We start from the raw sequence: 21,220 nt of genomic DNA on the forward strand, positions 1-21,220 counted from the left end.
CTCAGACCTGCACTGCGGGACCGACCTTCAGTGCGAAGCTCGGCACGTCGGCGAGCCCGACGGTGGCCTCGTACGTGCGGTCATAACCGGTACTGCTGATCCGCCATCCGTCTGCGGTGCGGCGGTAGGTGTCGTCGTAGAACGCCGCCCCGATGAGCATGAAGGAGAACTCGGCGACGATGACCCGGTCGTGCAGGTACCAGCGTCCGCGTGCGGTGTCCCCGTCGATCTCGATCTCCGGGTGTGCGACACGATGTTCGGTGATGACTGCGGGACCGACGTTCTCGCGCATGTATCCGACCAGCTCGTTCCGATTCGAGAAGGCCAGACTCTCACCGTAGTTACCGGTGACGTCCTCGGTGAGCGTCGACTCGAACGCCGTCCAGTCCTTGGTGTCGAGAGATCGCAGGTAGCGATACTTGAGGCTCTCGATCGCCCGCAGGTCCTCGAAGCCGCCGGCGGGCGCGCTCACTTCGTCCTCGTTCCCGGCAGGATTCCGGCATCGATGACGGCTTTCACGACCGGTCTCGTCCGAGTGAGGAGGTCGTCGGTGCCGGCCCAGATGGCTTCTCCGACAGCATCGGTGGTGGCCTCGATGTCGTCGTAGGTCGCCGCGCCGGAAGCGGTGAGACGGTGCCCGTCCTCAACGCGCTCGGCCAGCCCGGCGTCGACCAGGCGATCGACGCTGTCCTGCCAGTCCTGTTCGGACCAGCCGCGGGTCATCAGCACGATGCGCTTGCCCAGGGTGCGACGACGAACCGTGGGGTCGGGAAGCTGCGACTCGTGGAAGACGGCCGCGTCGAAGCCGTTCAGACCGTTGAGGGCGAGAGCGGCGATGTGGTTGTCGCCGCGCCACTCTCGGAGAATCGCGATGGCGTGCCACAGACGTAGGCGCGCGGTGTCCGGTCGCGGGGCCGTCGACCACGCGGCAGCGAGCGGGCGTCCGCCGAGCGGGAGCCGGGCCGCCAGATCGTAATAGGCGGAGGCGAGTTCGTCGAGGAGGGAGTCGTCGATGGAGTCGCCCAGGATCTCTCGCAGCGAGTCGTCGAGCATCTGGTTGCGTCGTTCGTGGACCCGGTCGAGCCCGGCGTCGACGGCGGCCGTCCAGCCCTTGGCGATGAGTTCGTGGTTGAAGTTGTAGAAGGCGGAGGCGACGACCGAGGACGCGCACGGACCGAACGGCGCTCCGCGCGCACCGACGTAGAAGGCGTAGGGATCGAGCCCGGTGTCCGCCTGCGCGCCTTTCAGTCCCGGGTTGAAGTAGGCCAGAATGTGGAAGGGTTCGAGGGTTTCGTAGGCGAGCCGGGCAGCGGAGCCCGTGCTGGTCGATGTCATCAACCCACCCTCTCCATCAGCGGGGCGGGTGTCAACCACCTGCGATGACGAGAGTGGGAGCGTCAGGTGCGCCGGGAGTCCCGGCTGTCGAAGACGGGGTCGTCGGTGGTCCACAGATCGCCATCAGCGATGTCGGGATCGGCGTCTGCCGCGGACGCTTCGTGCTCCTCGTCGGAGGCGGGTTCTTCGCGGCCACGGCGCCACCCGCCCTTCATGGGCGGCGCCTCGCCGAGGTGGTCCGGGTCGACCGAGCCGTACCAGGCGACCAGTACGGCACCGACGACGGCGCCGACGAAACCGAGGATGGCCAGCCAGCCGAGTCCGGGTTTGGCCGTGTCGTCGAGGAAGACGACCCCGACCAGGCTCGGGCCGGCCGTCTCGCCGACCACGAGCACCGCGGTCACCCCGTTCACGGCGCCGAGCTGCAGGGCGACGGTCTGGACGTAGAAGCCCACCGCGCCCGCGGCGGCGATGGTCCAGGCGGCCGGATCGGTCAGCAGCGCCACGGGATCGAACGGCTGGACTCCGTCGAGGATGCGCACGGCGATGGCGATGATGCCGAACAGCAGACCCGCCGATGCGCCGCCGACGATGGCGCCCGCCGGACCGAGGTTGTAGACGCCCACCAGAGCAAGAGCGCAGAGGGCGAGCGTCGCGACGAACAGACCCCAGTGGAATCCGACCTCTTCCCCGCCGCCGGTGTGATGGGACGAGGCAACGCCGAGGAGGCAGAGCGACATCACGACGAGCCAGATGGCGACCCATTCGCGCGTGTGCAGGGCGATGTTGAGGATGATCGTGCCGAGCAGGGCGGTGATGACCAGGTTGGCCGACACGATGGTCTGCGAGAGGAACAGCGGTAGGAACCGGGCAGCGAGGGCGCCACCCGCGAAGCCGAGCACGACCAGCGTCGTGCCGAGGATGAAGGCCGGATCGACCAGCGTCGACATCGTGGACGAGAGGGTCGGTGCGCCGTTCTCGGTGGTGATGCCCTCACCCTCGTCGGCAGCGGCTTCGGCCACGCGGCGGGCGCCGAGCGCGCGCAGGACCGTGGACATCCCATAGGCGACTGCGGCGAGGCACGCGGCGATGACGCCGATGACGAACAGCTGCATGCCTCCTCCAACTCGGCCCGGATGAGCCTCGACAGGCTCGGACCGACGACCACCCCGACTGCGTACGCACGCGATCGGCTCGGGCCGCACCAGCGCTGCTCCGCAACTGCTGTTCCGCAACCGGAAGCGAAGCACACGGACCGGCCGATCGTGCAAAAAACTAACAGGGTGAACCGACAGGACGGTACTGAATATTCCCGACCTGACCGCATTTTTTTCGCAGGCCGTCCGGCTTCCGTGCTCAGGGCCCGTCGGCACTACACTCGCTCGGTGAACAACGCCGGACAAACCCATGTACTGATCACATTCGGCAGATCGTTCCTCACCCTGGAACTCGCGCGGCTCATGGCCGCGGCGGGTCACCGGGTGAGCATCGTCGACTCCATCCCGGTCGGGATCGGCCGATTCTCCAACGCGGTGAGCGACTTTCACCGCGTGCCCCCGCCGAAGTTCGAGCCGCTCGCATACTGTCTCGCCCTCGCCCGGATCGTGGCCGACAACGACGTCGACATGGTGATCCCGGTGCACGAGGAGACCGACATCATCGCGATGCTCGCCGAGGTGTTCCCGCCCGAATGTCGGCTGTTCCTCTCCGATTTCACCACCGAGAACCGCCTGCACAACAAGTACGACTTCCAGGAGCTGCTCGTCGAACTCGGAATCCCGACGCGCAAGTTCGCGCGGGTGTCCGGACCCGAGGACGTCGGATCGCTCGATTTCACCAAGCCGTTCGCGCTCAAACACTGCTATTCGCGGGGCTCGCAGAAGGTTCACAAGGTGACTCCCGACGATCCGCTCACCTGGCTCGAACACGATGGGCAGAACCCGTGGATCGCACAGGAGTGGGCGTCGGGGAACAACTTCTGCACGTATTCGGTCTGCCATGAGGGCCGCGTCTACGCCCACGCCACCTATCCGGTCGACTACGCCATCGACGGCAGTTCGTGCCTCAACTTCCGGTCCGTGGACCATCCGCGGATCGCCGGGTGGGTCAGCGATTTCGTTCGCCGGGTGAACTTCACCGGCCAGATCGGCTTCGACTTCATCGAAGACCGGAACGGTGGCGGCGACCTGTTCTGCATCGAGTGCAATCCGCGCGCCACAAGCGGGATCATGATGTTCACGCCCGAAGACGGGGTCGATCGCGCGTTCCTCGGGACCTGGGATCCCGACCACGGACCGATCACGCCCGGGTCGGGCGTGGACAAGATGATCGGGCTGGGCATGCTGCTCTACGGGTGGCGTCCGTCGTCGCGCAAGGACCGGACCCTGCGCGACTTCGTCCGCGACTTCCGCGGCGCGTCCGATGTCGTCAGCAGTCCGGGCGACCAGAAGCCCGCGCTGATGCTCCCGTTCGCCTATGCCGGGATCCTGCGTAGTTGCCTCAAGTACCGGGTCGGGCTGGCGGAGGGTTTCATGCACGACCACGAGTGGGACGGCCTCCGCATCAGCCTGTGACACCCGTCGCGGATTCGGCCCGTCGGGATGGGGACGACGCCGACGCCGGGGCGTAGAATCTCGAGTCACCATCACCTGCGTGTTGACCCCATCCGCAGGGTTGTCCGGGGGGACTCGAGCTCGAGGGGAGCTGCTCATGAACATGTCCGGGATCATGCGTCGTACGTCTGTCGGGGTGGCCGCTGTCGGTGCCGCCTGCGCGATCGGACTGGCCACCGCGCCGGCCGCTTCCGCCGCGCCGGTGCAGCCGGTGCAGGCCGTCGGTTCGGTGGCGATCTGCTTCGGCATCCCCATCGGGCCGGTGACCATCAGCGTCTGCCTCTGATCTGATCCGAGCCGTATGACGCTGTGCCCGGAAACCGGGCACGACGTCATACGGATTCCTCGTACCCCACCAGAAGTCGACGCCGGCGTGACCATTTCGTGCCGGAGCGTCCCGATCCGCGGCCCGATGGCGCTCGCGCACGTACGATTCCCCGATGACGTCGACAACGGCCGAGGTCGAGGCGGGGACGGCTCCGAAGCGGGCGAAGGCGATCCTGGTCGCGCTGATCCTGGTCGCCGGGGTGGCCAACATCAATCTCGCGGTGGCGAATGTCGCGCTACCCGACATCGGCAAGGCGCTCGACGCGAGTTCGACGCAGTTGAACCTGGTCGCGGTCGGCTACTCGCTGGGCCTGGCGGCGTCGGTGCTCTACTTCGGCGCGCTGGGAGATCGGCACGGGCGCAAGCGGATGCTGGTCATCGGCATGTGCCTGTCGATCCCGGCGTCGCTCGTCGCCGGATTCGCGCCCAACGTCGAGGTCCTGTTCGGTGCTCGTCTGGTGGGCGGCATCGCCGCGGGCCTGGCCTTCCCGACCACCCTCGCGGTGATCACCGCACTGTGGTCGGGGCCGAAACGGGTCCGGGCAATCGCCGCGTGGTCGGCGTTCGGCGGTGCGATCTCGGCGCTGGGACCGGTCCTGTCCGGGGCGCTCCTCGAGATCCTGGCCTGGCACTCGGTGTTTCTGGTGACCCTGCCGCTCGCCGTCGTCGCGTTGATCGCGGCGTGGCGGTTGGTGCCCGATGATAACGGCGACCAGGCGGCGGTCGTCGACAACCTGGGCGGCGTCGTGTCCATCGTGATGGTGGGCTCGCTGGTGCTGGCGATCAACTTCGCCCCGAACTCCGATCAGCGACTGCAGGTCTACATCCTGGCCGCGATCGCGCTGCTGGCAGGGGCGGGTTTCGTCTGGCGGCAGCTGCGCGTGCGGGTTCCGCTCTTCGACCTGCGGATCGCAGCCCGACGCACCTTCTGGGTCGCGGCGGTGGGCGGGCTCATCGTGTTCGGCACGCTCATGGGCGCGATGTTCATCGGCCAGCAGTACATGCAGAACGTGCTCGGCTACTCGACGCTGGCGGCCGGCGCCACGATCCTGCCAGCCGCGGCCGCCATGATCGTCGTGGCCCCGCGCTCGGCCAAACTCGTGCAGAGCATGGGTTCGCGGTTCACGCTGCTGTCCGGTTACGCCTTCATCGTCGTCGGCCTGGTGCTCGCGATGCTCACCTGGGATGAGGACGCCCACTTCTGGCATGTCGGCCTCGTCTACGTCCTCGTCGGGGTGGGCGTCGGTCTCGCCGGTACCCCGGCGTCGCAGTCGCTGACCGGTTCGGTGCCGGTGCAGCGCGCGGGCATGGCGTCGAGCATGTCCGATCTGCAACGCGACCTCGGTGGCGCGATCCTGCAGTCCACCCTCGGCGCGATCCTCACCGCGGGTTACGCGAAGCAGTTGCAGGACACCATCTCCGGTTCGCCGCAGGCCGATCAGGTCACCGAACAGACCGAAGCCGCGCTGACGAAGTCGTTCTCGAGTGCCGAGGTCCTGGCCGAACGCTATCCGCAGTACGCCGATCAGATCATCGCCGCGGCCCGCGACGCGTTCGTACAGGGCGACAGGAACGCCTACGGCGCGGCGGCCGCCATCGTGGTGGTGGGTGCGGCGGTGGTGTTCTTCTTCTACCCCAGACACGAGGCGGAGCGAACGGCGATGGCGGAGTACGCGGAACAGCGCAGCCTCTGAGTCGCCGACTCAGCCGGCACTTACTCGACCAGCACTGGCCGACGGCGGCGAGTCGAACGCCGCCAACAACATTCGTGCCGCCATCGCGATGAGCGAGGTCCGGTCGGCGTCGCGGGGTCGTTGCAGGGCGATGCGCAGGCACAGGCTCGCGGTCGCACCCATGGTGAGGAACACCAGTTCGTCGATCGCCCGATCGTCGAGGTCGGGCCTCATCCGCGACGGCAGGATCCGCGCCAGCGGGAGGAGCGGTCCCTCGACCTCGGCCCAGGCCTCGCCGAAGCCGTGTTCGCCGATCTCGAGCGAGGCGCGCAGGACCGGCGCATGTGACTCGAACGACGACACGAGGGTCTCGACCACCGTGACCATCGCGGTCTCCGGTTGCTGATCCATCGCCCGGCCGATCCCGCTCGCGAGGGTGGCGGTGATGTCGTGAACGGCGGCGAGGCGCAGTTCTTCCACGATCGCGTCCATGTCGGCGAAGTAGCGGTACACCGTCCCGATGCTGACGTGCGCGTGGTCGGCGAGTTCGGCAGTGGTGGGCCGTCGGCCGGGACGACGCTCCAGGAGTGTGAGCGCCGACGTGAGGAGGCGCTGCCTCATCTCACGACTGCGCTGCTGCTTGGGTGCCTTGCGCCGTTGCGATGCGGTGGTTTTGGAAGTCGTCGACGATGCCATCAAAAGTGAATAGTAAGTGAGGATTGCTCGTGTTCTCATGGATCCATGGAACGGAGCGCACCCGCCGACCTCGTGAACACCGACCTCGCCGTGCAGCGGTTCGGGACGGCCGGCCGTGACTGGCTCGATCAGATGTGGATCGCCGACCCGCTCGCCGACGCCGTGGCCGCCGACCGGCAACCCGGCGGCCCGACCACGACAGTGCTGCGGGCGGCGCTGAAGAACGGCATCGACTCGGTCGACGACGCGACCGACTCGTTGCGCGCGCTGTTCGGGTTCCTCGATGACGAGCCCGACAGGGTCGATCATGATCGGATGAATCGCGCGGCCGACGCGCTGGTCGTCAACACCGCACCGCTGGGCATCGTGCTCGGCGCGGCATCGCTGGTCCGCGGGGCGGGAAACACGATCGCGGGCAAGCCACTCGCGGTCACCGGGCGTTACGTGTCCCAGCCGGCGGTGCGGTCGGTGGAGGTCGGTGAGTGGCTGGGGCAGGTACTGACGCCCGGTGGGATGCGCCGCGGCGGAGACGGTTTCGCGTATACGGTGCGGGTCCGGATGATCCACGCGCATGTCCGTTCCATGCTGCTCACGCGCGGAGACTGGGACGAGACCGCGTGGGGGGTGCCGATCCCGCAGCCGTACATGGCGTTCACCATCGCCGAGTTCGGGCACATCGCGATCGACGCGATGCACAAGTTGGGGGTGCGGTTCACCGACCGCGAGCTCGACGACATCTATCACCTGTGGCGGTACGTGGGGCATGTGGTCGGGATGAGCCCCGAGCTCAACCCGGTCTGCGAGGCCGACCACGTCCGGATCGAGGAGCTCTATCGGCTGACCTCGCCGGGGCCGGGTCCCGACGACCGGGATTTCGTGGTCGCGTTGACCGACGACTATCTGGTGCCCGAACTGGCCGCGGTGTTCCCGGGGCCGCAGGCCCTGCGACGCCGGCTGGCCACGAAGACGATGCACGGACTGCAGCGGGTGTTCATCGGTGACGCCGACGCCGACGCGCTCGGAATCCCCGACGGCCGGTTCAAACATGTGCTGAGACGGGTCGGACGGGTTCTCGCGGTGGCGGATTCGGCGCAGCGGGTCGGTGGCACCCGGCGGGCACGAGCACGCGTCGAGAAGTCCTACCGCGCGCGGGATGTCGCCATGGCGCGGATGCGGGAGGACTACCGCGTCACCCACGACCTCGTCGACGCGGCGCCCGGCCCGCAGGCCGCCGCTCAGCCGTCGAATCGGCTCGCGGCCGTGACGTCCTCGGTCAAGCAGTAGCTGACCGACAGCGGCTGTGTGAAGGCCCATTTCGTTTCGTCCTCGGTGCAGGTGAGGGAATCTGCACCGCGGCCGACGGTCTTGGCGAGGATGGTGCTGTCCGCGGGGGAGGCGTCGCACGCGACCTCGCGGTAGTCGGCGAGTTTGCCGCCGCCGATCGGGATCTGGTAGCAGGTGTCGACGGCGAAGTTGGGTGTGAGGCAGAGCTTCTGGTCGCCTTCACCGAAGGTGAGCGCGGAGGTGTTGGGGGTGCCGCACTCCGCCGACGTGCTGACCTTGTCGGCCGCGTAGAAGGTGAGTCCCTCGGTGCCTTCGCACTCGGCCTTGGTCGCCTCGACCTTGCCTTCACCGGCTTCGGCACCGATCTGCAGGCACTCGCCCACGTCGATGTCGGAGGCCTCTTCGATCGACTGCGTGCCGACGCTGACACTGCAGGCCGCGAGGGCGGCGAAGCCCACGCAGGCCGCGATGACCGTGGCACGCCGGCCCAGCTGCCAGAGGGGCCTGTCCACGGACGGCACGTCGCCGCCGGACTCGGCAATCCGATCGTCGGAGGGGTGCGAATAGCTGGCTGTGCTGCGCGACATCGTGGTTCCTATCGTCTGGAGTGGGCGGGTGCCCGGTCTCGGCGGCTCATCGTGGTGTTCGGGTGATGAACGACAGGATGTCGCCGGGCGCTTGGTGCGAACTTGGGGTCGACTTGTCCGGCCCTTGAGGGGGCCGTCCAAGTCGGGAGCGTGTAGCGGCGGCGAGAGGAGAGCCGATGTCAGGTCCGTCCGGCGATGTCGTCCGCGTGGTGCTGCCGCATCAGTTGTTCGAGTCGCACCTCGACGCGGACCCCGGCACCCGCTTCGTCCTCGTCGAACACGATCTGATGTTCCGGCAGTACCGGTTCCACGTGCAGAAACTCGTCCTGCACCGGGCGAGCATGCGCAGGTTCGCAGACCGGCTGCGGGACCGGGGTTTCGAGGTCGACGTGCTCGAGACCGACGCGGAGGAGTCCAGTCACGATCAGCTCGTGGAGTACCTGTCCCGCCGGGCGCCGGCGTCGGTTCACCTGTACGACGTCGTCGACGACTGGCTGACGGGCGACCTGCTGGCGGCCTTCCAGCACGCCGGGTGTCCACTCGCGGCCGACGACATCGTCGAGAGTCCGAACTTCCTCACCACCCGTGCGCAGATCCACGAGTTCTTCGCCGGCAAGCGACCGCGGATGCAGCAGTTCTACACCTGGCAGCGACGACGGCTCGGCATCCTCGTCGACGACGACGGCAAACCGGCTGGCGGTCGGTGGAGTTTCGACACCGAGAACCGGAAGAAACTGCCGAAGAACCGTGAGGTCCCGCAACCGACACCGCCGGCGCGACATCCCGAGGTCGACGCCGCGATCGCCTGGGTGGCCGACGAGTTTCCCGACAACCCGGGCGGCGCCGACGGTTTCGCCTGGCCCACCGCCCACGACGAGGCGCGGGCCATGCTCGAGCAGTTCCTGGCCGACCGGTTCGCGGAGTTCGGACCCTACGAGGATGCGATCAGCACCGAGCACCCGTTCGTCTTCCATTCATTGCTGACGCCCGCACTCAACACCGGGCTCCTGAGCCCGCGAACGGTGCTGAGAAGGGCGCTCGAGGCCGGTGGACGTAACCGTGTCCCGCTGGCCAGCGTCGAAGGGTTCGTGCGGCAGCTGATCGGCTGGCGGGAGTACATGCGGGCGTCGTACGAGACCCGCGGGCGTGCCCTCCGGAGCCGGAATCATCTGGGCCACGATCGGAAGCTGTCCGACGGGTGGTGGACCGCCGAGACCGGACTCGAGCCGGTCGATCTCGTCATCCGGCGGGTTCTCGCCAACGGGTATGCCCACCACATCGAGAGATTGATGGTCCTGGGCAACGCGATGTGCCTGCTCCGCATCGACCCGGAGCAGATCTACGAGTGGTTCATGGAGATGTTCGTCGACGCCTACGACTGGGTGATGGTCCCCAACGTGTACGCGATGAGTCAGTTCGCGGCCGGTGAGGCGATCACCACCAAGCCCTACGTCTCGGGCAGCAACTATCTGAAGAAGATGTCGGACATACCGCCCGGCGACTGGGCCGCGGACTGGGACGGGCTGTACTGGACGTTCGTTCGCGACCACCGGGACGTCTTCGAGGCCAATGCGCGGTCGAACTTCCTCGCCCGGGCCTACGACCGGTTGCCCGCGGCGACGAAGGCGGGCCACAGCCGGCGGGCCGGCCGCTGGCTGGGGTGACCGCCCCGGGTCCTGAGCGCGCCCGTGTCGACCGCCTGTCACGGGTTCAGCGCTGCCCGAGCGATTCGTCGAGAGCGCGCAGCTGGTCCGCGCGGACGTCGCGGAGCACGGCGAGGGTCGCGGTGATCGCGAGGTCGCAGGCCTCGTCGACGCCGGCGCCGTCGACGATCAGCGCGCGGTGGGCGACGTCGAGGCTCATCCCCAGCAGGAGCGACGCGAGGGTGTCGGCACTGGCCGCGATCCGCGCGCCGCGTTCGGCGTAGTTCTGGCGTAGGCGTGCGGCGATACGGGGTTCGAGCGCGGCGTACAACCGGCGGTCACTGCCACCCTCCCGGTGGCCGATGAGGACACGCAGACCTGCCGGGTGGCGTCGGGCGTAGTCGAACAGGGCCTGCACCGAGTAGCGGGCGCGGGCACCGTACGGCATGTCCTCACTCGCGTCGTACACCTCGAACATGAACGAGGTGAACGTGTCGAGCTCGCGGGTCATCACCCGGTTGACCAGCTCGTCGCGGGACCCGAAGTGTGCGTAGAGGGTGACCCGGGTGGTGCCGCCGCGTTCGGCGATGGCGGTCATCGTGGTGCGCTCGGCACCGACCTCGGCGATGACCGCGCATGCGGCGTCGAGCAACTCGTCGTCGGTGGGCCGATTGCGGGTGTTGCGGGCCGGTCGTACGACGCCGGCGTCCGTGGCCACCGGATCGTCGGTGTCTCCGGTGGCCACGTCGTCCCGGTTCCGTCGTCTCGTCCGTACGCCTGCAGACCGCGCGGCCCTAGGAGGCGCGGTCCTCGACGGTGCGCCCGAAGTAGGCCGCCTCGACCATGTCCCGCCGGTTGCGGAGTTCGCTCGCGGGTGCCGAGAGCGCGACCCGACCGTGATGGAGCACGATGGCGGCGTCGGCGATGCCGAGGGCGAGATCGATGTGCTGTTCGACGAGGACGACAGCCATCTGGTGTTCGTCGGCGATCGACCGGAGCCGGGGCAGCAGGTCCTGGACCGCGACCGGGGACAGGCCCAGGCTCAGCTCGTCGATGAGGAGGACCTTCGGGTCCGCCAGCAGCGCCTTGGCAAGTGCGAGCATCTGCTGTTCGCCGCCGGAGAGATTGCCGCAGCGTCGGCCCCGCATCGTCTTGAGCTTCGGGAAGTACTGGTAGACGGTGTCGAGGTCGGGCCCGTTACGACGCTTGGCGAGACGGAGATTGTCCGACACCGACAGACGGTGGAAGACGCCCCGGGTGTCGGGGACCAGGGTGATCCCGCGCCGCGCGTTGCGTTCGATGCGACGGTCGATGGGGTCGCCGAGGGCGGTCACCGTGCCCGACATCAGTCCGAGGGCACCGACCGCGGCGAGCAGACTCGTCGTCTTGCCCGCCCCGTTCGGACCGAGCAGCGCGAGGATCTCGCCGGGACGGACGGCGGCGCTGAGACCGCGGACGGCGGGAACCCCGCCGTAACCGACGGTGACGTCGTCGATCGTCAACACCGGGGTCGTCGAATCCGGTGTCGTCGGGTCCGGTGTCGCCTGGCCGGGGGCGGCGTGCGCGCTCATCGCGTTTCCTTCGGGTCGGGTCCGGTCGGGGCGGCGTCCGGGTCCACCTCGGGACTGCCGAGGTAGGCCGAGATGACCGCCGGATCGTCCTGGATGGCGGCCGGGGGCCCGCTGGCGATCACCCGGCCGAAGTCGAGCACGTACAGGCGGTCGCACACGTCGAGGACGAGCGACATGTCGTGGTCGATGAGCAGGATGCCGATACCGGTCGCCGCGATCCGGCGGAGTTCGGTCCCGAAGTCGCGGCTCTCGTGGGTGTCGAGTCCGGCGGCCGGCTCGTCCAGCAGGACGAGTTGCGTCCCGCCGACCAACGCCCGCGCGACACCGACAAGTTTCTGCTGTCCCAGGGTCAGCTCGCCGGGGAACTGGTCGGCGGCATCGGCCAGGCCGACGAGTTCGAGTGCCGACGAGATGACATCGGCGGGCGGACGGGAACCGTTGAGGACGTCGGCGAGCATGGCACGCAGGCCGACCGGCTGGACCGCCACGGCCAGGTTCTGCTCGACGGTGAGGTCGGTGAACAGTTCGCCCGCCTGCCACGTTCGGGCCATGCCGGCCCGGCGTCGACGATGGGGGCTCGCCTTGTCCAGTCTCTCCCCGCGCAACGACACCGTGCCGGTGGCCTTGGTGAATCCGGTGACCGCGTCGACGAACGTGGTCTTGCCCGCGCCGTTGGGTCCGATCAGTCCGACGATCTCGCCCGCCGAGACCGAGATGTCGATGTCGGAGTTGGCGCTGACGCCGCCGTACCGGACCGACAGCCCGCCCGTCTCGAGGAGTGTCGTCGACGTGGCCGGCTTCTCGAGTGTCGACTCAGACATGTGCACCCTCCTGTGCGTTCTGTGCCGCGCCGGGCGCTTCCGGACGGGGGGACGGTGTGTGCCGGTGGGCGCGTAGCTTCTCGCCGAGCTCCGACATGGCCCCCGCGACGCCGACGGGATTCAGCACCGCCATCAGCAGGAGGCTGCCGGCGGCGAAGAGCTCGTAGTACTCACCGAGAGCGAGGGTTTGGTTGAGGAAGACGTAACCCACGCCCAGCGGTCCGATGATGCCGGCGAGGACCGCACCGGCGAACGACGTGATGCCGCCGACGTAGGTCATCGCGAGCAGCGCCAGCCCGATCATCACCGTGAACGAGCCGGCCGACAGCTGTCCGCGGCTGTAACCGATGAGGCAACCGCCGATGCCGGCCAGGAACGCCGACAGTGCGAAGCCGAGCAATTTGGTTGCGGCGACGTTGATCCCGACCGACGACGCGGCGCGCTCGTTGGAGCGGACGGCCAGGAAGGCCCGGCCGGTCGAGCCGCCCATGAAGCGCAACACCACGAGAGTCGCGATCGCGACGACGATCAGGACCATCAGCGAGAACCGGATCGTGACCAGGTTGGTGCCGTCGCGGACCCCGAGGTCGAGGCCGAAGATCGTCGGGTCCGCGATGAGGTTGCCCTCGAAGGACGTGATCGCCGGGTTGTTGAAGACGAAGCTCTGGATGGCCAAGGCGGCAGCCAATGTCACGACGGCCAGCTGGGCGCCGCGGATCCGGAGTGCGGGCACGCCCACCAGGACACCGAGGCCGGTCGCGATCAGGGCGGCGAAGATCATGCTGAACGGGAACGGCACATCCCAGTTGGTCGTCAGCTTCGACAGGGCGAACCCGGCCGCGCCGGCAAAGGCCATGCTGGCCAGCGAGATCTGGCCGAGGTAACCGGTGAGCAGGACCAGCGACAGTGCGATGAGGCTGAGGATCACCGAGGTGACGACGCCGAACCGCCAGCTGCCGGATGTGAGGAGGATCGCGACGACGACCACCGCGATGCAGACGACCGTCGGGATCAGCCGGATGCGGGGGATCCGGACCGCGGGCATGCGCACCTCACCGAGCGAACCGCGCGACGGGATACGACCGCCGAGCAGGAAGAGGGCGATGACGACGATGACGAACGGAACGGCGTCACCGAGGCCGGCCTGCGCCCATTCCGGCCACCAGTCCTTGGTGGTGAGCCACGTGATGGTGGATTGGAATGCGCCGAGGACAAGACCTGCGGCACAGGCGATCCCGAATGAGGTGAGCCGGCCGACGAGGGCGACGGCCAGGGCCGGGATGACGAAGAAGGTGTAGCTGGTCTCGGTGAGTCCGATGGTGTAGGACGCGAGGACGACGATGAGACCGGTTGCCGCACCGGTGAGTGCCCACACGATCGCCGCGAGGCGGTCCGGGGAGTAGCCCGACAGTCGGGCGGCGAGTTCGTCTTCGGAGCCCGCGCGGGTGGCGACGCCCAGGGTGGTGAGCCGGAAGTAGGCCCACAGCACCAGTGAGATGGCGATGGCGACGCCGGCCAGGATCAGGTCCGAGACGTTGACGACCGCGCCGGCGATGTCGACGGTGTCCTCCGGCAGGATGGCCTCGGCGAAGAGGTTCTCGGTCTCGAAGCGGAGATGGACGAGCGCCTGGATGAAGAGCATGAGTCCCACCGAGGCGACGACCTGGGCGAGCACCGGGGCCGAGCGAAGCGGCCGGAAGATGAGTACGTGTGCGAGCAGGGCCCAGACGACCGCGCTGAGCACGCCGAGGACCAGTGCCAACTCCATCGAGGTGGGGTCGGACTCACTCCCGAGTTTCAGTGTGCCGATGGGCAGGACGAGACTGCCGTCGGTGCGCAGTGCGGCGACGAGATAGACCGAGTAGAGGCCGATGGCGCCCTGCGCGAAGTTGATGATGCCGGTGGCGGCATAGATGCCCACGAGGGACGACGCGAGCACCGAATAGATGGCACCGGCGGATAGTCCGAGGAAGACGAACTGGAGGAACTGGCCCATGTGGCGTACTCATTCGTTCGGCGCGTACGGATCTCACGCGCGTGTGAGGATGCGGAGCGTTCGGATCGGGGAGCAGAGCCGGGTGTGGCGGGGTGGGTGACCACCCCGCCACACCAGCGACCCGTGTCAGTAAGCGCCCGGGATGCGCTGCAGCGCAGCCGGAAGCGGGGTGATGAAGCCGCCGGTGGCGGGTTCGGTCTTCTTCTCGGCGACGACGTCGAACAGCAGCATCTCGGTGGTGCAGTTCGGTGTGGTCGGCTTACCGCAGTTGAGCTTCGGGCCGATGAAGGACTGGTAGTCCGTGACTGCCTTGAGCGCGCCGAGCACGTTCGGGCCGGTGAAATCGGTGACCTTGGCGTTGTTGAGCGTGATCGCGAAGTCGGCAAGGGTCGCGAAGGTGCCGTAGGCGTAGAAACCACCGGTGCCACCCTGCTCGTCGATGAACTTCTGGGCGATCCCGAGATTCGCCTTGGCCGGCTCCGGTGCGGAGTCCATGGCCGGGGGCTGCCAGATCGGTGAGTAGGTCTGTGCGCCAACCGCTTGCGCGCCCATGGTGTCGATGAAGTCGGTGCAGGCCGCCATGAACATGGTGCCCTCGTAGTTCACCGACCGCAGCGACTGCGCGAGCTTGGTGCACACGTTGTCGTTCTGTGAGGTCATCAGGCCGGCCGCGGCGGGGTTGCCCTCGGCCAGGGTGGTGGCCAGCGAGGTGAAGTTCGGGCCGGTCGGCGGGTAGTAGACCGACTTGACGTCGATGCCGAGCTGGGCGCCGAGTGGCTTCATCAAACCGTCGAACACCTGATGTGCCTGTGGGAGATCGGCATTCGCCAGCGTCAACGAATTCTTGTTGGCGGCCTTGAGCTGCTGCATGAAACCGACGAGGAACGCGGCGGGTGGCGGACCGAAGTACACGCGGTTCTCCGCCGAGGCGCCGGTGGAGGTGTTGAACGGGATCTGGCCGACCAACGGGATGCCGGCCGAGGTGAGAATCGGCACCGCGGAGGCGGATTCGGCATTGTAGCCGTCGATCGCGGCGACCACGCCGGCCTCGACGAACTGGTTGGCGCACGACACCGTCGATTCCGGTGCGGTCTGGTCGATTCCGCAGTCGACGATCTCGACGGGCCGGCCCCCGATGCCGCCGATCTGGTTGTTGATGTAGTCCAGGGCGGCGTCCTTGCCGGTGGTCACGCCACCCTGGGTGGCGGGGCCCTTGGTGGGGTTGAACAACCCCACCTTGATCGCCTCGCCCGACGCCTTGGTGCCGCTGGCATCCGCGGCGGAGCCGTCCGACGATCCGCCGTCGTCGCTGCTGCACGACACGACCGAGAAGATGCACGCCGCGGCGACGGCGACTGCCGCCAACCGTCCGGCTCTCCTGCGTGAATTCGACCAACGCATGTTTCGACTGCCTTTCCCGATGATCTCCGGGCACGACGGAACCGCCCTGCGTGAGGGCACGGCGACATCGCCCCGGCGGGGCTTAGAAGGATTGAGTTCATCGACCCAGCGCTGTGTCTGGGTCCGCGATTCCGGCACCGTCCGCCCTGGTCACGGCGGTGAGTCCACGTCGGATGTGATGTGGGCCACTCGAAAAGTAGCCATACCCTTACGCCGGTGTCAAGCTGTTCGGCGAAACTGGACACACAGAGGACCACATGGCACGACACTGCCCGTCACGAACGAGTTCGCAACGGGCAGTGGGACAAACGATTCAGTTACCGGCAGGTCAGGGCGGTCCTCAGTGGACGGTCACCCGACCGTCGCGGCCGACCGTGACGTCGGCGGTGTAAGCACGGACGAGGTCCAGGCGCTGCCAGGAGGCGCGGCCGGGACGCTGGTCGTCGAGCGGGTATCCCGCGGGCGACGCGGTCTGTTCCAGGACCTGACGCCGCTGCTCGTCGGTGAGTTGCGGGTACGCCCCGGCGATCAGTTCGACGGCCTGTCGGGGCACCACCATCGGATGTGTCGGCGACGAGACGCGTCCGAATCCGTAGGTCATGCGCTGGGCGTAGATCGTCTGGGCCGCGGCGTCGGTGGCGTAGGGCGTGTCACGCGCAATGCACACCGAGAGGGCTGCGCCGCAACGCCATTCGAGTTCCTTGCGGATCTCGGTGGCAGACGCGGCGAGGAGCCGGCGGAACTGCGGGTCGTTCCAGCGATCGGCGGCGGCGGCCTGCCCGACGATCGCTCCACCGATCACGTCGAGCGGGTAGTGCACGCCCAGCACGATGCGGTGATATCCACCCTCCGAGGCACGGGCGAGGAACTGCGGCGCGAGTTCCGGGAGCATCGATGCGAACAGGGTGCCCCGCCAGAAGAACAGGCTGGTGTGGCCGGACGGGAACGACGGGTTGCTGCCCAGCGCGTCGTACTCGCTGGCTCCGGCGCGCGTGTACTTGCGGATCCGCTCGGGTGCGACGATGAACGGCCGCTCGTACCCGAACACGTACTTCTCGATGAGCGTCGCGTTCGCGAGCCCACCGGCGCGGGCGAGGTAGTCGCTGAAGAGGGCCGTGGTCTTCGGGAGGCGATCGGCGGCGAGGGCGTTCCGGAAATCCCGTCCGAGCCGGTCGCCGAAGGCATCGGACATCGTCCAGAGCGGATCGTCGTGTGCGTCGGCGAGCGCTCGGCGCTGCAGTCCCGGGTTGCCGGCCGCCGACTGGTTGATCGCGACCGCCGTCTCGAGATTGCGGGCCATCACCTCGGGGTGGTCGCGGCGCAGGGCGGTGAAGGTCTCCACCGGTTGCAGGTACACGCCGCCCGGGTACGACGAGATGTCCGAGGCGTAGAGCCGCGCGATGTCGGTCACGGGGAAGGGCGCCGGGGTCGGCTTGGCCGGCGCGGCCTGCGCCGATGCCGCGAGCGAGACGGTGGCCGCGATGGCCGCGACTGTACTGACCCATGAAACGACGAACCGCGTCCAGCGGACCGGTCCCCCTGCTGCCTGAGCCGGCGACGAGCGCAGCGAGGAGCCGTGTCGAAGGCCCGGCATCGGTCGCGGTCGGGCAGCGTTGTCCGAGATCACGCTCTGAATCCTAGAGGGAATGTTCGCGGGGCGAATGGCCGGACAACCACTGTTCATCCGACCGGCAACCCCTGCTCGAGGAGATCGATCGCGCGCAGCGTCGTCTCGAGCTGGGGTATCTCCCGGTTGTCGTCGAACTCGGTGGCCAGGTGGAAGGTCACCCCGGCCACCGCGTCGAGGAACACCTTGAGCCGGAAGTCGTCGGGCGCGATCCGTAAGTAGTCGGCGATGAGCTGGGTCATGTCCGAGATCATGCGCTCGGACTCGACCTGGAAGGTCTTCTGCAGCAACGGCTCGGTGCGGATCAGTTGCATGCGAAGTGGATTGCCGACCCAGGGGTCGTCGATGGTGAGGCGGTGCAGCTCGGTCATCAGGCGCCGGATGAGGTCGAAGTGGCTGAGCCCGGGCGGCATGGACTCGACGATCGCGTGCGCCTCGGCATGCAGGTGCTCGTCTCCGACGACCACCTGTTCCTTCGACGGGAAGTAGCGGAAGAACGTCGTGTGTGAGACGCCGGCGGCCTCGGCGATCTGCTCGACGGTGGTCTTGGCGTACCCCTGCTCGGCGATCAGGGTGATCGCCGCCTGCCGGATGGCGTTGCGGGTGCGCAGTTTGTTCTGTTCACGCAGGCCCATCCGACGCCCCGGCGCGGGTTCCGGGGCGTCGGAGTCGGCGTGCACAGTCAGGCAGTTGCCCATGTGTGCTCACTTCTTGTCAGAAGGATTGTGCGGCTTCTCAGCTCGCCGGGACCGGGGACCTGGTGTCGTCCGGTTCCTCGAGCCCACGATGGCGGACTGCTTCGCCCTCGATGTCGAAGTTGATCACGAAGCGGTCGAGCCAGCGCGGGAGGCCCCAGGCCCGGTCGCCGAGCAACGCGATCGCCGCGGGTACGACCAGCATGCGGATCACGAAGGCGTCGAAGAACACTGCCGCGGCCAGCGCGAAACCCATCATCTTGGCGGTCGTCTCCGGGGAGAGCATGAACGCCGCGAAGACGCTGATCATGATGATCGCCGCCGACGTGACCACCCGGGCTCCGTGCCGGTAACCGGCGACGATCGCCTCCTTGGCCGACAAGCCGTGCATGAACTCCTCGCGCATTCGGGTCACCAGGAACACCTGGTAGTCCATCGCGAGCCCGAACACCACGCCGATGAGGAAGATCGGCAGGAAGGAGATGATCGGCTGCGTGTGGGTGATCAATCCCAGCCAGCCCTCCTGGAAGATCGCCACGGTGACGCCGAAGGTCGCCAGGACCGAGAAGACGAATCCGAGGGTGCCGATGAGCGGGACCCAGAGCGACCGGAAGACGCCGATCATGATCAGGAATGCGAGACCGACGACCACGACCAGGTAGGGGATGAGTGCATCGTCGAGTTTCTGGGAGAGATCGGACATGATGGCTGTCTGACCGCCGACGTGGAGTTCGGCGCCACGGTTCTCGACCGTCGGTGCGAAGGCGCGGATCTGCTCCATGAGGTCGTGTGTGGCGGTTGACGACGGCGCGCTCTCCGGGGTGACCATGATGAGCGCGGTGTCGCCGGCCCGATTGCCGGTGAAGGTGAGTCCCTCGGGGTTGGCGACATCACTCAGAGTTGCGATGTGCCGGACGGTTTCCTCGGCCGCGGCGTTGATCGCGCCGTCCTCGTCGTGCACGACGACGAGTAGTGGGCCGTTGATGCCCTCACCGAAACCGCGGCTCAGCAGTTCCTGCGCGGGTGCTTCGGCTTCGCTGGACAGCGACAGACCGAGTTCCAGCTTGGTGGCCGGGATGGCCGCGGCCGCAAGCGCCAGCAGGCCGATCACGATGAACGGGATGGGCCATTTGACGACGGTGCGCCCGACTTTGACACCCAGAGTGTCGTCCTCGGATTCCGCGGCGTGCTTGATCCAGGGGATTCGAGGTAGGAAGGCGAACCGCCCGAACGCACCGAGGATGGCTGGGATGAGGGTCAGAGCAGCCAGCACCGCGATGAACACGGCGACGCCGGCACCCGCGCCCATCTGAGTGATGATCGGGATGCCGATCACCATGAGGGCCACCACCGCGACGATCACGGTGAGGCCGGCGAAAACCACCGCCGACCCGGCTGTGCCGACGGCTCGGCCGATGGCGTCTGATGGCGCGCCGCCGCGGAGGAGTTCCGCGCGGTACCGGGACACGATGAACAGCGCGTAGTCGATGGAGACGGCGATGCCGAGCATCGTGACGATGGCGGTGGCGGACTCGTTGATCGACAGAGCCTCGGCCGACAGCGTGAGCAGCAGGATGGTGATGCCGACACTGACGATCGCGGTGACGAGAGGTATGAAGGCGGCGATGAGGGCTCCGAACGCCACGATCATCACGACGAAGGCGACGGCGAAACCGAGCAGTTCGGCCGTGCCGCCGGCTTCCATCACCTGCATCAGCGACCCGGTTGCCTCCACCTGCAGGCCGTCGACGGAGAACTCGTCCAGGATCGAGACGAGTTCTTCCTTGTTCTCGACAGTGAGGTCGAGGATCGGGATGTCCTGGCGAACCTGGATGAGACCGACCCGACCGTTGTCGCCGACGGCCTGCGCAGCGAGTGCTGGATCAGCGGCCGCAACCGTCAGCGGGTTGACGACGGTCTGCGGCTCGATGACGTCGGGGAGTCCGCGGAGGGCCGCGGCGAGTTCGTTCAGCTGCGCGGTGTGGTTCTGCAGCCCGTCCTCGGCAGCGACCAGGATGCTCGTGGACGCCTGTTCCTGCTGGGCCATGACCTGTGGGAAGTACTGCTCGACCTGTTCGGTGGCAACCCCCGAGTCGGTGCCGGGAAGGCTGAAGTCCTGCGCGAACTTGGGCTGGAGTGCACCGACCAGTCCGGTGACCGCGATGAGCGCAGCCAGCCAGGCCGCGATCACCGACCATTTGTGGCGAAAGCAGAAGCTTCCGAGCTTGAACAGAAACGACGCCATGCGTGGACCCCTCTGGTGCTGCGGAAGACCGGCCCCGAAGGTCCCGGCGCAGATGACGAGAGAAATGGTACCCACTAACACTCGGGACCGAGTACCACTTTTCGGAGCGGGCTCCGTCACACCGCGCCGGCGGTGTGGCCGGCATCGCTTGCGAGAGGGTCTCGTCAGCGGGCGTTCGGCGGCGTCTGGTGTCCGCGGGGATCGGCGTCCGGGCGGTGACGCGGATCGATCGGGTTGTTCGATGGCTGACCGGCGTGCCGGCCTGCGACGTTCGGGTCGTTCCGCCCGTCCGCACCACGCCCGTCGGCGCCCCGTCCCTCGGTGTCCCGTCCATCCGCGTTCCGTCGGACATCGGGGTCGAGACGATCCGCACGGGCGAACTCGCTCTCGACCTCGTGCCGCGACTCGGCCGCGTGTCCCTGGTGGTGGCGTGCCTGTTCCTGCAGCCGCTTGGCCTCTGCAGCCTTCGCATCGGCTTCGGCCTGCGCTTTCCGTGCCCGGGCATCGGCCTCCTCGGCGACGGCCTCGCGGTGGCGGACGGTCGAGACCTGTTGCGTGGCGTTCTGCCTGATCTCCTCGGCTTGAACCCGTCGGCGTGCCTTTCGCTGACGAAGCAGCAGCAACACGAGCGCAAGAATGACGATCACGACGACGACGGCGATGATGATCCAGATGGCGGTGTCCACGACTCACTCCTCGGTCGGATG

Annotated in this window: 19 protein-coding genes; 5 read left to right on the top strand and 14 right to left on the bottom strand. The window is 67.8% G+C overall.

The window, feature by feature from the left end; translation table 11 throughout:
• Position 1 precedes the first annotated feature (1 nt).
• The 3 genes from KB201_RS15960 to KB201_RS15970 form a co-directional block, all read right to left on the bottom strand.
• Entirely contained in the window at positions 2–472 is a 471-nt protein-coding gene (locus tag KB201_RS15960) for a nuclear transport factor 2 family protein (RefSeq protein WP_058249611.1), read from the bottom strand.
• The gene (locus tag KB201_RS15965) at positions 469–1,335 is read right to left on the bottom strand and encodes a hypothetical protein (protein ID WP_068970951.1); all 867 of its coding nucleotides are present in this window, start codon (positions 1,333–1,335) and stop codon (positions 469–471) included. The genes KB201_RS15960 and KB201_RS15965 overlap by 4 nt, the downstream gene beginning before the upstream one ends.
• A 62-nt stretch (positions 1,336–1,397) precedes the next feature.
• The gene (locus KB201_RS15970) at positions 1,398–2,450 is read right to left on the bottom strand and encodes an EamA/RhaT family transporter (protein WP_165629482.1); all 1,053 of its coding nucleotides are present in this window, start codon (positions 2,448–2,450) and stop codon (positions 1,398–1,400) included.
• A 270-nt stretch (positions 2,451–2,720) separates the two neighbouring features.
• Between KB201_RS15970 and KB201_RS15975 the strand changes: the two genes are divergently transcribed.
• The 3 genes from KB201_RS15975 to KB201_RS15985 all read left to right on the top strand — a co-directional run bounded on the left by KB201_RS15975 (position 2,721) and on the right by KB201_RS15985 (position 5,968).
• Complete coding sequence (locus KB201_RS15975; protein ID WP_211539773.1) at positions 2,721–3,908, top strand: carboxylate--amine ligase; 1,188 nt, start codon at positions 2,721–2,723, stop codon at positions 3,906–3,908.
• A 136-nt stretch (positions 3,909–4,044) separates the two neighbouring features.
• Entirely contained in the window at positions 4,045–4,233 is a 189-nt protein-coding gene (locus KB201_RS15980; protein ID WP_165629484.1) for a hypothetical protein, read from the top strand.
• Between the two features lie 154 nt (positions 4,234–4,387).
• A complete protein-coding gene (locus KB201_RS15985) occupies positions 4,388–5,968 on the top strand; it encodes an MFS transporter (RefSeq protein WP_211539774.1) in 1,581 nt (526 codons plus the stop codon).
• Between the two features lie 9 nt (positions 5,969–5,977).
• Here the strand turns inward: KB201_RS15985 and KB201_RS15990 are convergent, their stop codons facing one another.
• Positions 5,978–6,568: a TetR/AcrR family transcriptional regulator gene (locus KB201_RS15990; protein ID WP_211539830.1), complete on the bottom strand. Its 591-nt coding sequence runs from the start codon at positions 6,566–6,568 to the stop codon at positions 5,978–5,980.
• 120 nt (positions 6,569–6,688) lie between these two features.
• Here KB201_RS15990 and KB201_RS15995 point away from each other — a divergent pair, with 120 nt between their 5' ends.
• Positions 6,689–7,927 carry an oxygenase MpaB family protein gene (locus KB201_RS15995; protein ID WP_211539775.1) on the top strand — a complete coding sequence of 413 codons (1,239 nt, stop codon included), beginning with the start codon at positions 6,689–6,691 and terminating at the stop codon, positions 7,925–7,927.
• Here KB201_RS15995 and KB201_RS16000 read toward each other — a convergent pair.
• On the bottom strand, positions 7,879–8,514 hold the full coding sequence (locus tag KB201_RS16000; RefSeq protein ID WP_211539776.1) for a pyridine nucleotide-disulfide oxidoreductase: 636 nt from the start codon (positions 8,512–8,514) through the stop codon (positions 7,879–7,881). The genes KB201_RS15995 and KB201_RS16000 overlap by 49 nt on opposite strands.
• 176 nt (positions 8,515–8,690) lie before the next feature.
• Between KB201_RS16000 and KB201_RS16005 the strand changes: the two genes are divergently transcribed.
• Positions 8,691–10,178 carry a cryptochrome/photolyase family protein gene (locus tag KB201_RS16005; RefSeq protein WP_211539777.1) on the top strand — a complete coding sequence of 496 codons (1,488 nt, stop codon included), beginning with the start codon at positions 8,691–8,693 and terminating at the stop codon, positions 10,176–10,178.
• Between the two features lie 46 nt (positions 10,179–10,224).
• Here KB201_RS16005 and KB201_RS16010 read toward each other — a convergent pair whose 3' ends face one another.
• The 9 genes from KB201_RS16010 to KB201_RS16050 form a co-directional block, all read right to left on the bottom strand.
• Positions 10,225–10,902 carry a TetR/AcrR family transcriptional regulator gene (locus KB201_RS16010; protein WP_065630385.1) on the bottom strand — a complete coding sequence of 226 codons (678 nt, stop codon included), beginning with the start codon at positions 10,900–10,902 and terminating at the stop codon, positions 10,225–10,227.
• Positions 10,903–10,951: 49 nt separating this feature from the next.
• The gene (locus KB201_RS16015; RefSeq protein ID WP_058249619.1) at positions 10,952–11,728 is read right to left on the bottom strand and encodes an ABC transporter ATP-binding protein; all 777 of its coding nucleotides are present in this window, start codon (positions 11,726–11,728) and stop codon (positions 10,952–10,954) included.
• A complete protein-coding gene (locus KB201_RS16020; protein WP_058249620.1) occupies positions 11,725–12,549 on the bottom strand; it encodes an ABC transporter ATP-binding protein in 825 nt (274 codons plus the stop codon). Before KB201_RS16020 ends, KB201_RS16015 begins: the two co-directional genes overlap by 4 nt.
• Positions 12,542–14,545: an ABC transporter permease gene (locus tag KB201_RS16025; RefSeq protein WP_211539778.1), complete on the bottom strand. Its 2,004-nt coding sequence runs from the start codon at positions 14,543–14,545 to the stop codon at positions 12,542–12,544. The genes KB201_RS16020 and KB201_RS16025 overlap by 8 nt, the downstream gene beginning before the upstream one ends.
• 126 nt (positions 14,546–14,671) lie before the next feature.
• Positions 14,672–15,946 carry an ABC transporter substrate-binding protein gene (locus KB201_RS16030; protein WP_171011606.1) on the bottom strand — a complete coding sequence of 425 codons (1,275 nt, stop codon included), beginning with the start codon at positions 15,944–15,946 and terminating at the stop codon, positions 14,672–14,674.
• A gap of 340 nt (positions 15,947–16,286) precedes the next feature.
• Complete coding sequence (locus KB201_RS16035; protein ID WP_223258911.1) at positions 16,287–17,573, bottom strand: phosphatase PAP2 family protein; 1,287 nt, start codon at positions 17,571–17,573, stop codon at positions 16,287–16,289.
• Between the two features lie 53 nt (positions 17,574–17,626).
• On the bottom strand, positions 17,627–18,271 hold the full coding sequence (locus KB201_RS16040) for a TetR family transcriptional regulator (RefSeq protein ID WP_211539779.1): 645 nt from the start codon (positions 18,269–18,271) through the stop codon (positions 17,627–17,629).
• Positions 18,272–18,308: 37 nt separating this feature from the next.
• On the bottom strand, positions 18,309–20,513 hold the full coding sequence (locus tag KB201_RS16045) for an MMPL family transporter (protein ID WP_211539780.1): 2,205 nt from the start codon (positions 20,511–20,513) through the stop codon (positions 18,309–18,311).
• Positions 20,514–20,677: 164 nt separating this feature from the next.
• Complete coding sequence (locus KB201_RS16050) at positions 20,678–21,199, bottom strand: hypothetical protein (protein ID WP_211539781.1); 522 nt, start codon at positions 21,197–21,199, stop codon at positions 20,678–20,680.
• Positions 21,200–21,220: the final 21 nt, after the last annotated feature.

Origin of the sequence: Gordonia sp. SCSIO 19800, from assembly GCF_018132775.1 — a bacterium.
Taxonomy (GTDB): Bacteria; Actinomycetota; Actinomycetes; order Mycobacteriales; family Mycobacteriaceae; genus Gordonia; species Gordonia hongkongensis.

Coding starts and splice junctions, on each gene's coding strand:
- KB201_RS16015 (WP_058249619.1), bottom strand. CDS start 11,728: ATGAGCGCGCACGCCGCCCCCGGCCAGGCGACACCGGACCCGACGACA.
- KB201_RS16020 (WP_058249620.1), bottom strand. CDS start 12,549: ATGTCTGAGTCGACACTCGAGAAGCCGGCCACGTCGACGACACTCCTC.
- KB201_RS15980 (WP_165629484.1), top strand. CDS start 4,045: ATGAACATGTCCGGGATCATGCGTCGTACGTCTGTCGGGGTGGCCGCT.
- KB201_RS16040 (WP_211539779.1), bottom strand. CDS start 18,271: ATGGGCAACTGCCTGACTGTGCACGCCGACTCCGACGCCCCGGAACCC.
- KB201_RS16000 (WP_211539776.1), bottom strand. CDS start 8,514: ATGTCGCGCAGCACAGCCAGCTATTCGCACCCCTCCGACGATCGGATT.
- KB201_RS16025 (WP_211539778.1), bottom strand. CDS start 14,545: ATGGGCCAGTTCCTCCAGTTCGTCTTCCTCGGACTATCCGCCGGTGCC.
- KB201_RS16005 (WP_211539777.1), top strand. CDS start 8,691: ATGTCAGGTCCGTCCGGCGATGTCGTCCGCGTGGTGCTGCCGCATCAG.
- KB201_RS15985 (WP_211539774.1), top strand. CDS start 4,388: ATGACGTCGACAACGGCCGAGGTCGAGGCGGGGACGGCTCCGAAGCGG.
- KB201_RS15970 (WP_165629482.1), bottom strand. CDS start 2,450: ATGCAGCTGTTCGTCATCGGCGTCATCGCCGCGTGCCTCGCCGCAGTC.
- KB201_RS16045 (WP_211539780.1), bottom strand. CDS start 20,513: ATGGCGTCGTTTCTGTTCAAGCTCGGAAGCTTCTGCTTTCGCCACAAA.
- KB201_RS16030 (WP_171011606.1), bottom strand. CDS start 15,946: ATGCGTTGGTCGAATTCACGCAGGAGAGCCGGACGGTTGGCGGCAGTC.
- KB201_RS15990 (WP_211539830.1), bottom strand. CDS start 6,568: ATGAGGCAGCGCCTCCTCACGTCGGCGCTCACACTCCTGGAGCGTCGT.
- KB201_RS15995 (WP_211539775.1), top strand. CDS start 6,689: ATGGAACGGAGCGCACCCGCCGACCTCGTGAACACCGACCTCGCCGTG.
- KB201_RS15965 (WP_068970951.1), bottom strand. CDS start 1,335: ATGACATCGACCAGCACGGGCTCCGCTGCCCGGCTCGCCTACGAAACC.